This is a genomic window from Ferdinandcohnia jepli (assembly GCF_047246645.1).
Lineage (GTDB): Bacteria > Bacillota > Bacilli > Bacillales > Bacillaceae_L > Ferdinandcohnia.
In genome coordinates this window covers 204,664-219,640 of record NZ_JBFOKR010000003.1, presented here as the reverse complement: position 1 = coordinate 219,640, position 14,977 = coordinate 204,664, and the positions used below count along the sequence as shown (strand labels likewise).

At 36.8% G+C, this 14,977-nt stretch carries 16 protein-coding genes; 4 read left to right on the top strand and 12 right to left on the bottom strand.

Going from position 1 to position 14,977, the window contains the following annotated elements:
- Positions 1 to 352 precede the first annotated feature (352 nt).
- Positions 353 to 868: a spermidine/spermine N(1)-acetyltransferase gene (paiA, locus tag AB3M96_RS04635; protein ID WP_412966405.1), complete on the bottom strand. Its 516-nt coding sequence runs from the start codon at positions 866 to 868 to the stop codon at positions 353 to 355.
- A 23-nt stretch (positions 869 to 891) separates the two neighbouring features.
- Positions 892 to 1,344 carry a MarR family winged helix-turn-helix transcriptional regulator gene (locus tag AB3M96_RS04630; protein ID WP_412966404.1) on the bottom strand — a complete coding sequence of 151 codons (453 nt, stop codon included), beginning with the start codon at positions 1,342 to 1,344 and terminating at the stop codon, positions 892 to 894.
- A gap of 608 nt (positions 1,345 to 1,952) precedes the next feature.
- On the opposite strand from AB3M96_RS04630, the gene AB3M96_RS04625 reads away from it, so the two are divergent.
- Entirely contained in the window at positions 1,953 to 2,483 is a 531-nt protein-coding gene (locus AB3M96_RS04625) for an HD domain-containing protein (protein ID WP_412966403.1), read from the top strand.
- Positions 2,484 to 2,526: 43 nt separating this feature from the next.
- Here AB3M96_RS04625 and AB3M96_RS04620 read toward each other — a convergent pair whose 3' ends face one another.
- Entirely contained in the window at positions 2,527 to 3,372 is an 846-nt protein-coding gene (locus AB3M96_RS04620) for an aldo/keto reductase (protein ID WP_412966402.1), read from the bottom strand.
- A 27-nt stretch (positions 3,373 to 3,399) separates the two neighbouring features.
- Positions 3,400 to 4,593 (bottom strand): MFS transporter, encoded by a 1,194-nt coding sequence (locus AB3M96_RS04615; RefSeq protein WP_412966401.1) that lies wholly within the window; start codon positions 4,591 to 4,593, stop codon positions 3,400 to 3,402.
- Between the two features lie 193 nt (positions 4,594 to 4,786).
- Here AB3M96_RS04615 and AB3M96_RS04610 point away from each other — a divergent pair, with 193 nt between their 5' ends.
- The 3 genes from AB3M96_RS04610 (at position 4,787) to AB3M96_RS04600 (ending at position 6,606) form a co-directional block, all read left to right on the top strand.
- Positions 4,787 to 5,149 (top strand): winged helix-turn-helix transcriptional regulator, encoded by a 363-nt coding sequence (locus AB3M96_RS04610; protein ID WP_412966400.1) that lies wholly within the window; start codon positions 4,787 to 4,789, stop codon positions 5,147 to 5,149.
- A gap of 226 nt (positions 5,150 to 5,375) precedes the next feature.
- Entirely contained in the window at positions 5,376 to 6,050 is a 675-nt protein-coding gene (locus tag AB3M96_RS04605; RefSeq protein ID WP_412966399.1) for a hypothetical protein, read from the top strand.
- Positions 6,051 to 6,186: 136 nt separating this feature from the next.
- Complete coding sequence (locus AB3M96_RS04600) at positions 6,187 to 6,606, top strand: hypothetical protein (RefSeq protein WP_412966398.1); 420 nt, start codon at positions 6,187 to 6,189, stop codon at positions 6,604 to 6,606.
- Between the two features lie 28 nt (positions 6,607 to 6,634).
- Here AB3M96_RS04600 and AB3M96_RS04595 read toward each other — a convergent pair whose 3' ends face one another.
- From AB3M96_RS04595 to AB3M96_RS04560, 8 genes are all read right to left on the bottom strand, one after another.
- Positions 6,635 to 7,636, bottom strand: coding sequence for an ABC transporter ATP-binding protein (locus AB3M96_RS04595; protein WP_412966397.1), 1,002 nt, complete (start codon positions 7,634 to 7,636; stop codon positions 6,635 to 6,637).
- Positions 7,637 to 7,638: 2 nt separating this feature from the next.
- A complete protein-coding gene (locus tag AB3M96_RS04590) occupies positions 7,639 to 8,652 on the bottom strand; it encodes an ABC transporter ATP-binding protein (RefSeq protein WP_412966396.1) in 1,014 nt (337 codons plus the stop codon).
- Positions 8,653 to 8,665: 13 nt separating this feature from the next.
- Complete coding sequence (locus AB3M96_RS04585) at positions 8,666 to 9,532, bottom strand: ABC transporter permease (RefSeq protein WP_412966395.1); 867 nt, start codon at positions 9,530 to 9,532, stop codon at positions 8,666 to 8,668.
- 38 nt (positions 9,533 to 9,570) lie between these two features.
- Positions 9,571 to 10,515: an ABC transporter permease gene (locus tag AB3M96_RS04580; protein ID WP_412966394.1), complete on the bottom strand. Its 945-nt coding sequence runs from the start codon at positions 10,513 to 10,515 to the stop codon at positions 9,571 to 9,573.
- Positions 10,516 to 10,591: 76 nt separating this feature from the next.
- On the bottom strand, positions 10,592 to 12,193 hold the full coding sequence (locus AB3M96_RS04575; RefSeq protein ID WP_412966393.1) for an ABC transporter substrate-binding protein: 1,602 nt from the start codon (positions 12,191 to 12,193) through the stop codon (positions 10,592 to 10,594).
- A 194-nt stretch (positions 12,194 to 12,387) separates the two neighbouring features.
- Entirely contained in the window at positions 12,388 to 12,744 is a 357-nt protein-coding gene (locus tag AB3M96_RS04570) for a hypothetical protein (RefSeq protein WP_412966392.1), read from the bottom strand.
- Positions 12,745 to 12,922: 178 nt separating this feature from the next.
- Positions 12,923 to 13,858: a phosphotransferase gene (locus AB3M96_RS04565; RefSeq protein WP_412966391.1), complete on the bottom strand. Its 936-nt coding sequence runs from the start codon at positions 13,856 to 13,858 to the stop codon at positions 12,923 to 12,925.
- Between the two features lie 130 nt (positions 13,859 to 13,988).
- Entirely contained in the window at positions 13,989 to 14,948 is a 960-nt protein-coding gene (locus AB3M96_RS04560) for an alpha/beta fold hydrolase (RefSeq protein ID WP_412966390.1), read from the bottom strand.
- Between the last annotated feature and the right edge of the window lie 29 nt (positions 14,949 to 14,977).

Here is a 14,977-nt window from a genome sequence, read left to right as displayed (position 1 = left end):
CTTATCGACCGAGTTTCGGCTCCTCACACTTTCTCGGGCAGTTAGACCCGCTCTTATCGACCGAGTTTCATCTCCTCTCACTTTCTCGAGCGATTAGACTCTTTCTTATCGACCGAGTTTCAACTCTACTCGCTTCCTCGGACGAATAACCCAACATCAATCACTAACCTTATATAACCAATTGGCAGCACTAACGTATCTTACTTCTGGACATGTTTCTCCGATTGAATACTGAAAATTTATCTCTTGTAATACTATAAATGAAAACGATTCTCATTGTCAATTGTGTTTAAGAAGAAAAAAACGATACTTCATAAAGAAGTATCGCGCTGGTATTGTCATGAATAACGTGTTATAAATATTTGGTCATAATAAAGTCCGTTTGTTCCTCATCTCCCATGTAAAAAGAGTGAGTTCCCGTTTGCATAAATCCCATTCTCTTATAAAAAGCAATTGCATTCTGATTTTTTTCCCATACCCCTAACCAAATCTTCGTTTTATTCCCTTCGGTTGCAATTTCAAGCGCCTTATTAAGCAGATATTTACCAAGTCCATGCTTTTGAAATTGGCTCTTGATATAAATTCTTTCGACTTCAAGTGAATCATTACCCATCTCTTCAGTCTGTGCATCATTAGTATTAATCTTCACATAGCCGGCAACTTCATTAGTAAAATAAACAAAATAAAATTGTGATGAAGGATTTGATAATTCTTTTTCTAATTGTCTTGTGTTAAATGCCTTTTCCAAATAGGCAGTCATATTCTCTGGTGAATTTTGCTCCCTAAAAGTCTCATCAAATGTTTCATAACTGATTTCTTGTAGTAGTTGTAAATCGTCAAGATTACATTGTTTTATATGTATAGTCATGTATGTGATTCGCTCCTTTACAATCAATAAAGTCTTTTATTTCCCTTTTTTACAGATTCCCAGTCTATTTCTATGTTTTTTCTTACTCTTTTTAAAAGATTGACCATGGTCTCTACTTCTTCTTCAGTAAAACCCTCTAATGCTACTGTATTTGAGTGATTATTTTCTCTTATGATAAATGGATAAACAGTTTTTCCTTTTTCAGTTGGATAGAGTTTTCTTATTTTTTTATTATGAGTATCTTCTTTTTTCTCAATAAAACCATTCATCTCTAGTTTCTTTATAGCACGTGCTGCAGTTGTTCGATCCACTTTTATCATCTCAGCTAATTTTTCTTGAATGACACCTGGATTTTCACAGATCCGCACAAGATACAAATACTGCCCTTTTGTAAGGTCATGCTCTTTAAACTCAATATTACTAATAGAATCTAGAGCCCTTGCGATCATCCCGATTTCACGAAGAATATCCTTCATACCTAACTCCTCAGAATATATTTTGTTGCAAATGCAATAATATTGTAATTAAATATAACTCACTTTTGTTGTATTTACAACAAAATAGTTAACAAGTAAAAAGACTTAAAGGAATTTGCCCTCCAAGCCTTTGTAAATGACCTGATACAGTTTAGTAGTAACATATTTTGGTTTAATGCTCGTCTATTTTTACGATAATTCGATCCTAATGCTCAATATAAGCCGATCCCAATCATGATAATTTCGCTTATGCCCGATAAATAGATTTTATGCACAATAAGTTGATGTTTTGCATGATAAATAAATTTTATGCACGTTAATTTGAACTGATTGCATGTTAATTTTATTTTATGCACAATAGCTATTTTTCCCACAATATCGAACGACCAACCTACCCATCACATATTCTAAAACGACTAAGAAACGTACTAATACAATCCTCCAACGTTTCACTGTTTTAAGAAAACTTGTAAAAATAAAAACTACCCCAGATTAAGAATCCATTTTTATAATTCATCGAATATCTAGGATATCTCCACCTTGTAACGGTATGAAAAATATGGTAGGATACTAAAAATTTAGAGTTTTTCATGGGGGGAATCTTCATAATGAGAGACGTTACATTATCTGAGATCTTTAACCATCGAATTGCAAAAAAGTACTTGTCCCGCTCTGGGGTCGCTCATGCAATTGCTTGTGCATATCATGCTTTTAAATTAGCTAAACAGAAAAATGTGTCAGTGGATTTAGCAACTAAGGCTGCATTCTTACATGACCTGGGACATTACACTTGGTACAAAAATGGCAAGTGGGATTATGAGTTGTACAAGCAGAATGATATCCACGCCATAAAAGGGGCAGAAAGAGCGCATAAGTTATTAATTCGGTTGGGTGAAAATCCAATTAACGCGAAAGAAATTGCGATTGCTATTTTGTTTCATACAGATTCTTATATGCAAGAAAGTTTTATTAAGCGTACGCCACTTCAAGCAATCACAAAACTTGCAGATGAAATGGATGAGGAACCAGGAGGCCATCACCACTATCGTCAGATTGATGAGGAGAAAGCAATCAAGATGATTAAAAAACTTGATGATATGGTCGAGGAAGAGCTTAAGAGTTCATCTAACCATAAATAGTAAAATAGGCGTACTAAACGCCTATCTCACTAGTTATATACTATTAAAAATCAAAATTATCCGGATCTGGTCCAACACGAAGGTCTTGATTCAGTCCATGAATAACTTTCATTTTCTCATGTGTTAATTCAAAATCAAAAATACTAGCATTCTCAATAATCCGATGTTCTTTCGTTGACTTTGGAATTGTTACAACTCCGTTTTGTAAGTCCCAGCGTAAGATAACTTGCGCAACCGATTTATGATGCTTTTTCGCGATTTCTTGTAAAATTTCGTTATCTAGTAAATTACCTTGCATTAATGGAGACCAAGCCTCAAGCTGGATGCCGTTCTCCTGACAAAATGATTGCAGTTCTTTTTGAGTTAATCGTGGATGGTATTCTACTTGATTAACCATGGGGTTAATTTCTGCATCTTTTATCACATCTTCAAGATGATGAATTTGAAAATTGCTAACACCAATTGCCTTTACACGACCTTCATTATATAAATATTCTAAAGCTCTCCAAGCATCCTTGTATTTCCCTGCAACTGGCCAATGAATCAAGTATAAATCTAAATAATCTAAACCAAGTTTCCCTAAACTTTCTTCATAAGCAGCAATCGTTGATTCATATCCTAAGTCTGCATTCCAAACCTTTGAAGTTACAAATAGTTCTTCTCTTGAAATACCCGCTTCTTTTAAACCTTCTTTAATACCTTTTCCAACACCTTCTTCATTCTCATAAATCGCAGCGGTGTCTACACTGCGATATCCATGTTTTATAGCTGACTTTACAGCATTAACTAATTCAGGACCTTCCTCTACTTTAAAAACGCCAATTCCAAACCAAGGCATTTTCACACCATTATTTAAAGTTGTTGTATCTTGTAAATGTTTTCCTACCATTTTAAAACCTCCAACGATTCTATTTTATTAAGCTTTTTCTACTCGATCTTTTCGTTCTAAAACTCTACTAAATCCAGTTAAGATCGCAGCCATTAACACCATTAAAGCGCCAATCCAGGAAGTATGAATAAGTCCGATTGTATCCGTGATAACTCCACCTAGATAAGATCCAATTGCAATACCAGCATTAAAAGCAGCAATATTGATTGCCGAGGCTACTTCTACGGCACTTGGAACAAATCGTTCTGCCAGCATCACAACATATACTTGTAGTCCCGGTACATTCATAAATGCTAGTAATCCCATTAACACGATTGTTAGTAATGCAGCTATTTTAAATGGAGCGGTAAACATCAAAATAAATAAGACTACTGCTTGTACAATAAACATATAAAACAATGCACGAATTGGATTTTGATTCGAGAGTTTACCACCAATCATATTCCCTATTGCAATTGCAATTCCATAGACTAATAGAATGATTGCAACCGTTTCTCCCTTAAATCCAGCTATGTCTTGTAGTAAAGGTGATAAGTAAGTAAAGACAACAAATGTACCACCATATCCTAATGCCGTAATAATAAATAAAAGTAATAAACGTCCATTTTTAACAAGCTTAATCTGATCAGTAAAGGTTGTTTTAGCTCCTATTTTCAGATTAGAAGGAACTAGTATCATGTTTGCAATAAGTGCAATAACACCAACAATAATAATTGCGAAAAAAGCGGCTCTCCATCCTAGTTGTTGTCCAACAAACGTACCAAAAGGAACCCCAGTTACAGTTGCTACAGTTAGACCTGTAAACATAATTGAGATGGCGCTTGCTCTACGATTTTCTGGAACTAGATCCGCTGCGATCGTAGAACCAATCGACATGAAAACACCATGTGAAAAGGCTGATATTACACGAGCTATCAGTAATAAGCCAATTGTTGTTGATAAAGCAGCAAGGCTATTGCCTATGATAAACACAATCATAATCCAAAGTAATAACGTCTTACGTGACACATTCGATGCCAAAGATGTAAGAACTGGAGCTCCAAACGTTACTCCTAATGCATATAAAGAAACAGTTAACCCTGCAGTGGTTACTAGGATGTTTAAATCCTCCGCTATCAGTGGCAATAACCCGACACTGATAAATTCAGTTGTACCGATAGCAAATGCACTTACAGCTAACGCAAGTAATGCCATCGTACTTTGTTTTTTAATTAACTTCATATGTGTCTCCCTTCTTTGCTGTAAATATAAGTTTTTCTTTCAACTAAAATGAAAGAAAGTATAGTATGAATCGGCCGGCAAATGTTATTATGATATATATGAGCTATAAATAAAAGTACGCACTTTCAAGTAATATAGATACCCAAAAGTAATATAGGTACTTTTTTGTACCTATAAAAAGGAGGAGTTTACGATGCAAAAGAAAAAATATAATATTTCTGTAGAGGCTACTCTGGAAGTAATCGGCGGCAAGTGGAAATGCGTGATCCTTTGCCATTTAACTCACGGAAAGAAACGGACAAGCGAACTAAAACGCCTTATGCCGAACATCACACAAAAAATGTTAACCCAACAACTTCGAGAACTTGAAGATGATGGCGTGATCAATCGTATCATCTATAATCAAGTACCTCCAAAGGTGGAGTACGAGCTCAGTGAATATGGAAAGAGCTTAGAAAAGATTTTAGATGCTTTATGTGCCTGGGGGGAAAACCACATTATCAAGGTTTACGGTGATAAAACTGAGGTATTAGAGGAAAGTATTTTAAATAACTAATCAATATAAAAAATAAGGAAAAATAATTACAACAGTGGTTCTTTTATATTTTTTCCTTCTACTAATTTCTTAATCTTCATGAATAGTTATGTGAAAACTAGTTACTAAACCATTTAATAGCTTACTGGGTATTTTTTCACTATCCATGCTTTCATGTAACTCCTTAATTTGGTGAATACTAACATATGGTTTGCACTTTATTTAGTCATATAAGGAGATGTAACATATGGAAGAAAAGCGAAAAAAGCCAATATGGAAACGATGGTGGGTTTGGGTACTCGCATTGATTATTATTGGAGCGCTTGCGACAGGTGGCGACGATGACGAAAACCTAGCTACTGATGAACAAAGTCCACCTGCAGAGGATGTTCAGGAAGAAGAGCCGAATAATGAAGAACAAGCAGCCCCTATTGGAAAGGATGAAAACCAAACCGACGAACAGGCTGCTCCAAATCAAGACACCAAACAAGAAGAAAAGGCACCAGAGGAACTAGAAATGTACTTGGAATATGTTATAAATGATGTTGCCGGTGAAAAAACGAATCATGATGGTGAATATGAAAAAAGAGTTCATGCGGTATATCCAGATCCAGAACGCAATATTGTTGAAGTAGTTGCTGATGACAATTTCAGCAGTAATCTTATCCGTACAGGTATCTTAAGTGATAGCACAGATATATTCAAACGAGTTTTTAGCGAACGAGAAGATGTAAATTCCTTGCTCTTAACGTGGCAGTTCCCTGCTCAAGATAAAAAGGGAAATGAAATGCGTGGTATTCTCATCAACATTGCCATGACAAAAGAAAATGCTGATACCATTAACTGGGATAACTTTAGGTACTCTAATTTACCTGATGTTGCAGATACGTATGCTGAGACACCACTATTTAAGTCATTCTAACATCAAGAAAGCGGTCCATTCAGGACCGCTTTTTAACTTTATAATCCTCTTTTAAGACTCGTTATAAGCTTCAAACCTACTAGTTCTTCCTTACTTTTGATATAATAATAGAAAGAACAACAATGGAGGAATACAAGTGGATTTACAAAAAGTAACCCTGCCAACTGCATATATGCTTGAAACACTTCGCAGTATGGGTAAATCAAATGAAGAGATTTTAGAAAAGGTTAAGGATGGGGATGTTAGTTCTTGGAATGAACTGGATTCTCATTTTGACTTCACTCAGCTAATTGAGTTAGCTAAGGATAATGGTTCTGCATTTGAATCAATTGTTAGAGACGGTTATCAAGTAAAGTTTGTTACTGTACGAGGTGTTGAAAATTTATTGCGCCTTAAATTCGATAAAGTTGTAGATCGTGATTTTACATCTACAGAAAAGGGAATTACCGGCTTGGAACTTACCTCTGAGCAGTTATCCACCTTCAGCAAACTACTTTCTTCTAACTGGCATATTGAAAAAACAGACAATCAAAAGATAAAAATAGAGCTAGCCTGAGACTTTCAGGCTAGCTTTTTTGCAGATATTAAGACAAAACACTTTCCGGCTGCTTTTCTTCTACAGGAAAGAAACATGCAACCTGGTGATTAGAGTTCTCTTCTCCAGATAACGCCGGAATATTTGTCTTACAGTGTTCTTGCGCTCTAGGGCAGCGTGTATGAAACACACAGCCTTGCGGAGGGTTTGCTGGAGACGGTAAATCTCCTTTTAATACAATCCGTTCACGCGCTCTTTCTTTATCAGGGTCGGGTAAAGGAATTGCTGACAGAAGCGCATTTGTATATGGATGGCGTGCATTCCGATAAAAGGATTCGCTATCAGACATTTCCATAACCTTCCCAAGATACATCACTCCCACCTTATCCGCAATATGATTAATAACTGATAAATCATGAGCGATAAACATATAGGTTAGATTAAGTTCTTTTTGTAGGTCTTCAAATAAGTTGATCACTTGTGCCTGTACCGAAACATCCAATGCACTTACAGGCTCATCGCAAATGATTAATTTAGGCTCAAGCGCAATGGCACGTGCAATCCCAATTCTCTGGCGTTGACCACCGGAGAATTCGTGAGGAAGACGGTTATAATGGTCGGGATTAAGACCAACAAGCTCCATCAATTCTTTGACTCTATTTGTGAGATTGGTGGTTTTCTTATATGCTTTTAACGGTGCCGCAATGATATCACCGATTTTCATTCTTGGATTCAAACTTGTATATGGATCCTGAAAAACCATTTGGATATCTTTGCGAAGTTCATGCATTTGTTTCCGGTCATATTCTAGAATGTTCTTACCCTCAAACAAGATTTCACCTGAGGTTGGTTTTACAAGTCCTAATACTGCTCTTGCAAGAGTACTTTTTCCACATCCGGACTCTCCCACAATACCTAGTGTATTTCCTTTTTCAATGGATAAACTCAAGCCATTAACTGCTTTCACATGTTTAGTTGTTTTTCTAAGCACCCCTTCTTTAACAGGAAAGTGAACATGTAAATCTCGTATTTCTAATAGTTCCTGAGACACTATCAAACAACTCCTTTCTGTTCAGCAGTAACTTGGCTTATACGTTCTTCAAGCTGAGATTGTGATAAAATACACGCTGACTGGTGTCCACTAGCTCTCTCTGTTAACACTGGATCAATCTCTAAGCAATCCTTGCTGGCGAACGGGCAACGTGGACTGAAATTGCATCCCTTTGGTGGTGATACCAAGTTAGGTGGCTGCCCCTGAATAGGGATTAGACGTTCATGGTTATTTGCATCTAAACGTGGTAAAGATCGTAACAATGACCATGTATACGGCATTGATGTACGGTAAAACACATCAGCTGCTGTTCCTTCCTCTACGATTCTACCAGAGTACATAACCATGATCTTATCTGCTAATCTCGCAACAACACCAAGGTCATGTGTGATAATAATGATTGCTGTACCGTATTTCTTTTGCAGATTTTTCATTAATTCTAATATTTGTGCCTGAATCGTTACATCTAACGCTGTAGTCGGTTCGTCCGCTATTAACAGCTTTGGATTACATGCAAGTGCCATTGCGATTAAAACACGCTGTCTCATCCCGCCTGAAAATTGATGAGGGTAATCCTTCATACGTAATTCCGGATCAGGAATGCCAACATCACTTAATAACTCGATTGCCTTTTTTTCTGCATCTTTACGGGACATTTTCTGATGAGTACGGATGGCCTCAATGATCTGATTTCCTATTTTAAAGATAGGATTTAAACTAGACATCGGGTCTTGAAAAACCATTGCGATCTCTTTGCCGCGGATTTTACGAAGACTGCGTTCATTCATTTTCAGCAGGTTTTGTCCCTCAAATACAATTTCACCTTCTGGATAAAATGTAGGAGGTACAGGATTCAGTTGCATTAAGGAGCGTGCGAGAACACTTTTCCCACTACCTGATTCACCTACAATACCAATTGTCTGACCAGGCTCAATCGAAAATGAAACACTATCAACTGCTTTTACAATCCCTTCGGCCGTGTCTAGGTACACCTTTAAATTTTTAACCTCAAGCATCTAAATCCCCCCTTTAACTGGCAATTACATTCTTCTGTTTATTTGATAGTACACGACGCTTTTTTGTTTTTTTACGATTTTTGGAGTGAGGATCAAATGCATCACGTAACCCGTCACCTAAAATATTCAATGCTAATACAGTGATTACAATGGCTAAACCAGGAAAAATCGAAAACCACGGCGCAAGTGTAATATAGATTTGGGCCTCTTGAAGCATATTTCCCCACGTTGGCGTTGCTGGATTTACACCTACTCCTAAGAAACTTAGTGCTGCTTCTGCCAAGATTGCTCTAGCAAATATAAAGGTTCCTTGAACAATAATCGGTGATAAAACATTAGGTAATATATATTGAAATAGAATACTAAGATCGCTTGTACCTGTTGTCTTAGCAGCTTCAATAAATTGAATGTTTTTAACCTGAAGCACTGCGGAACGAACGACTCTGGCCATTACAGGAAAAAAGGCAAAGGACAATGCAAATATGATATTTGATATACTGCCTCCCACTGCTGCAACTAAAGCTAATGCTAATAAAAGTGCCGGAAATGCTAGCATTCCGTCAACAATACGCATTAAAATGGAATCTATTTTATTGTAATAACCAGAAACTAAACCTACTATAGTTCCTAATATCGTTGAAATAACTGCAACGACCGCGCCGACAACTAAGGAAACACGTGCAGCAACTACTGTTTGAGCAAATATATCCCGTCCAAAATGGTCTGTCCCAAACCAGTTATGGCCACTTGGTCCAAGTAACCGTTTGGTTGGATCTATCTCTGAAGGGGACAGCGGAAGCCAAAGTGAAGCCGTAATGGTAGCCAAAGTCATTAACAGTAACACACTAAGTGCAATGATATTTCTTTTTCTCTTTAACATAAGGGCAACTCCTTTCGTAATTCTTACACATATCCCATTCAGTCGTAACGAATTCTTGGATCTAAAATAGCATATAAAAGATCGACAACTAGATTAACTAATACATAGATAGCAGCAATAAATAAGACTACACCTTGGATAACGGGATAATCACGTCTGTGAATCGAATCAATTAATAATTGACCAATACCTGGAATCGTAAATAAAGTTTCTATAATCACAGTTCCGCCCAGTAATCCTGCTACTGTAGCCCCAATTACAGTTGTCGTTGGAATAAGAGCGTTTGAGAAAACATGCTTCATTAACACAGTGCTCTCTTTAACACCTTTTGCACGTGCTGTTCTTGTGTAATCCTGATTCACTGATTCTAGCATTCCATCACGAAGCATACGCGCAATTAATCCGATTTCAACCGCAGCTAGAACAAATGCCGGTAAAATTAAGTGGTACAACCAATCTATGAAATTTTCACCTATAGGAATATACCCTGCGACCGGAAATATCGGAATGGTAACGCCAAGCCCTAGCACGAGCAACATTGCAAACCAAAACTCAGGAATCGAAACCCCAATAAGTGATAAAGAGATAAATGCAGGATCTAATAGGGTGTTACGCTTCCATACAGTAAAAATAGCAGTTGGAATTCCGATTAATAAAATAAGAATTAGCGATAATACAGTTAAGCTAATCGTCGGTCCAAAGTGATCTATGATAATCTGTAAAACGGGTTCAGATGAATAAATTGATTGTCCCAGGTCCCCTTGAACAATATTGCCTATCCAATTAAAAAACTGAACCACAGCAGGTTGATCAAGTCCAAGTTGTTTTTCCAGCTGAGCAATACTTTCCTGAGACGCTTCTTCTCCTAAAATAAGGTAAGCTGGATTCCCCGGTGTCAGGTGAACAATCATAAACGTAATAATACTCACGATCAGCATTACCGGCAGTAGAGATACAATCCTACGTAATGTATATTGCAGCAACTCTAACCCTCCCTAAAATTCAAGATTAATAGAAGGAAAGCTCGTTAGAATTAGTACTAACGAGCTTCCTAAATGGTTATTCACTCTTCCAGGTATTCCAGAAACGTGGTCCAACCCAGTTTTCATAATCCTTTACTTTATCTGTTTTGATATCAAGTAATGTTTCATTCGCAATCTTAACAAATGGAAGTTCATCATATACCGTTTGGTTCATTTCACCCAAGATTTCTTTTTTCTCATCTGATTCAACGGCATTACCCCAACGTGTTAAAAGATCGGCCCAACGTTCACTTTCATACCAGCCGCTGCTTTGCGTACCGAATGCAAGCATTCCAAGCTCACTAGGTGCAAAACGAGTTGACCAGCCAATTACAACTAAATCCCAATTTGCAGGATCTGCCCACTTTTCAAGATACGTTGCCCATTCATATGGTACAAGTTCAACCTTGAAACCTACTTCTTCAAGCTGCTGTTTTACAACTTGAGAAATTCTCTTGTAATTTTCATAGTTGTTAGCATACATAATTGTGATTGTTTCACCATTATAGCTTGATTCTTCTAAAAGACTTTTCGCCTTTTCTTTATCGTAAACTAAGTACTGATCTGTTCCCTCTTCAGAGTAGAGTTCAGTTTGTTTAGGATCAAAAAGTGCTCCATCCATATTATAAAACTCTTTATTTCCATATGTTGCTTCCGCAATAACTTCTTTATTTAATGCATGGTTTAAAGCTTGACGAACTTTAAGATCATTAAATGGCGCTTCCGATTGATCCGGAGTAATCATAGAATAACCATTCATATACGTAACTGGCTCTATATTCTTGCTGCTTTCAATCACTTGATACAAATCTGCTGGAATACTTTGCGCGTAATCATATAGTCCCGTTTTAATTCCATTAATCATTACCTGAGGGTCTTTTACGATATTTAACTTAATTTTATCGAAAAGAGCTTCCTTCTTACCTGTTAAACCGCCCCAATCTGTCTCTTCGCGAGCTGCATACTCTTCAAATCGAGTTAGGATGATTTCTTTACCTTTTTCCCAGCTCTCAAACTTATATGGTCCTGTACCAATAAGTTGGTCCGGATTAAGCGGTTGTTCACCAGCTTCTTTCGCAATTTCTGCAGGAATAATCATAAGACCTGCTTTAGGAGCACTCATACTATCTAATAGTACGTTATACGGCTTGTTAAGTGTAACTTCAACAGTTAACTCATCCACAGCTGTTACTGTTTCGATAAATTGACCTGCAACTTTACCTACTGAAGATATCGTTTTCCAACGGTCAATAGATGCTACTACGTCCTCTGATGTCACTGTTGATCCATCATGGAAGGCAACCCCTTCACGAAGAGAAATGGTATAGACAGTTCTATCATCATTCACTTTATACTCACTAGCGATCATTGGTTTAACTTCGAAATTCTTATCTAATGCAAATAAATATTCAAAAATATGCCAACCAACATCTCTTGTTGCACTTGCTCCTGTATAAACCAAATCAATTGTATCCGGTTCAGAAGCAAACGCTACTTCCAAGGTTCCACCTGCTTTTGGTTCCTCATTAGTATTTGTCTCAGTAGAACCCGATGTGTTAGATTCACTGTTCGAACAACCTACTATTACTAATACAAACAGTAGGGTTACTACTATATGTAGATAATTTTTTAACTTCATTACTTTTCCCCCTTAAAACACTAAACTAATAAACTATATTTCGAACTAAGAAATACAATACAACCATATGAATGGTAAGTCAAGAAAAAAGTTTAGTAACCCTAGTAGTTTACTAGGAATTAAAAGAAGGCTGGACTTATAAACAAAAATAAAAACACAAAGCAAAAACTGCCCTGTGTTCTTAGTAGCGATAACTAGTATACACGTTTATATAATACTACACACCAAGTACTACCAGTCACTACACTTCCTGTTGTGTCAATTAGGAACTGGATTGGATTTGCTACTGAAATTGAAACCGTTGAACCTGGTGGAACTGGGATATCGTTTGCACTACTACCCGGTGTAGAGCTTAACACATCAAAACTAATTCCTGTATCACCTGCGTTAAACACTTGGAAAGTCCCTTGGAAATAGTCATTTACACCTGGTCGTGCCGCCCAAGCATTCTGGTTGACTAGGTTAGATGTTACATTCCCACATAGATTTTCTTGGAAGACCTGTCCGCTTGGACAGCAGCCCTTATTGCCAAAATTATGTGACCCACACATATATGAATCCCTCCTATTACTTTTTACAGTTTTAAACTGTCTTTATAATAGATGCGGATTCTATTTTTTTGTCTATTATTAAAGCGGAGAGAATCGAAAAATGGTTGAACACATTTTCAGCTATGAAAAAGACTAGAAACTTATAGAGATGAGATACCCAATATTCGTAGTAAATAGTCTATATTGACCCCTGAAGTTCTTCCATGCATTGTTTAAAACTTTGAACTGTTTCCTCTAATTGTTGTCTCAACTGCGCACTGGACCATTGCTCAACCTTTCTGTCCAAATCTGCTTTGATGAGTAAAAGCATCCAAAGTGAGAAAGCTGATGAAAATAAGTAATAGCCTTGTTTAAAAGAGATTCTTGTAAATGTAAAGCTATCGTATTCTGCTTCATCCATGTATAATTCCAGAGCTGTTGTACGGAGGCTTTTATTTATACTCTTTGGAAAGGTAGGATGAGAAATATCTAGTAAATGGTACAAATCCCAATACGGACTATTAAAATGTGCATGCTCCCAGTCGATGATATAGAGTTTTCCTTTTGCATAACCGTAGTTTCCTAAATGTAGGTCACCATGTGAGAAAACATTTTTGTTTCCGAATGAAGTTTTATCTAATTGATTGAAAAGGAAATCAATTGTCGATTGAGGAATACCTATCTTGGATGCCAAGCATTTCACTTCCTCCTTACGAGCCTCAAGTAGCTCAACCACTTCTTCGATAAATGGTTTAGGGCTTCCGATTTGATGAAAATGATCAAATTGGTTACTAGTGGTTTTATGCCAATTAGCCATTTGCTTCGTAACGCTTAACACGGACTTAGAAGAGAAATGGTGATCAATTTCACCCAAATCCTCAAAAATAAGCCAATGTTGATCAGAGTCCAATACCTTTGGATAAAAAGAAGGCAGCTTCTTTAAGATATGAGTATGGATCCATAATTCCTTGCCATTTTGACTCTCGTTTGTCAAAGGTTTAAAAATAAAACTTTGATCAGGGGTAATAAAGAATCGTTCTACAAATCTCCCATTCATTCCCTGGTAGACTTGCTCCCTTCTTAAAACTCTCTGCTCATCAAGTGTACCATCAGGTAAGACGTAAGAACGAAACACCTCATTTCCCCCTCATCTTTTTTTAGGTATATTTAACTATATTTATCCTTTTTCACTTCGATGATGACTTTGCGATAAAACCGTGTGTTAATTTACCAAACTTTAATCCTAATTTAGTAAACTATTTGAATTACTGTTTTGGATCTATTAATAAATTTTTTATTTCTTTAATAACTAATTCAGGTTGATCGTGATGAATGTAGTGACTGGAATTTTCAACAATCACCCTTTTACTATTAGTCGATAGCTGTAAGAACTGGTCCTGTTGTCTTTGCCATTCTTTATTGTTCGTCTCTTCTTCCCTTGCAGATATAATTGTAACAGGTATATCGCCCAGTGAGATTTCAGGAAAATCTTCAACTCCCATTTTTTCAATTTCACTTATCTGGTCTTTATTGTAAAAACGCTTATAAAGAAATTCTTCAGATATGCCATCTGATACCACTGCTTTAGGAACAGGCAATCCCTCAAATTCACCGATTACTCTCATCAACCCTGATTGCCTTAAAAATTGGGTTACCTTAAGTTGGGATGAAGTTACATCAGGTCTCACACCGGGAATAGACGAATCCAGTAACACGACTCCTCTTACATCTGAGGAATACCTTTCTGCAAATAATTGCACATTTAAACCTCCAAATGAATGCCCAACTAGTATAAATGGTCCTGTTTCATCCGATTTCAACAATAGTTCATGGAGGTCTTCTACAATTTGTTCACTCGTTCTACTAATGTTGGCATCGTCACTCCAACCGTAACCCGCTCTGTCATAAGAAATAACTCTAGTTAATTTGGCCAATTCCGGTTGTATATACCTCCAATCCGAATAGGAAGATGGCGTACCCGAACCGGACTCTAAAACAATCGTTGGCAACCCATTCTTTTCACCAACTGCATAGTAGTGTAAGTTGTATTTACCGACATTCACTATCTCACCAACAGGTGGATACTTTTTAGTACTTTGTTGGGTTGCAAACATATTGTAAAAATAGCTAAATGAACAGACTGATACCAGTAAAATAATGAATGAAACCAAAAGTCTTATCATAAGCTTTTTCGTTTTGAATTTTTTAGCAGGCTGCATCTCCATCCTTACCCACTCCTTTCTTCATAATCTAT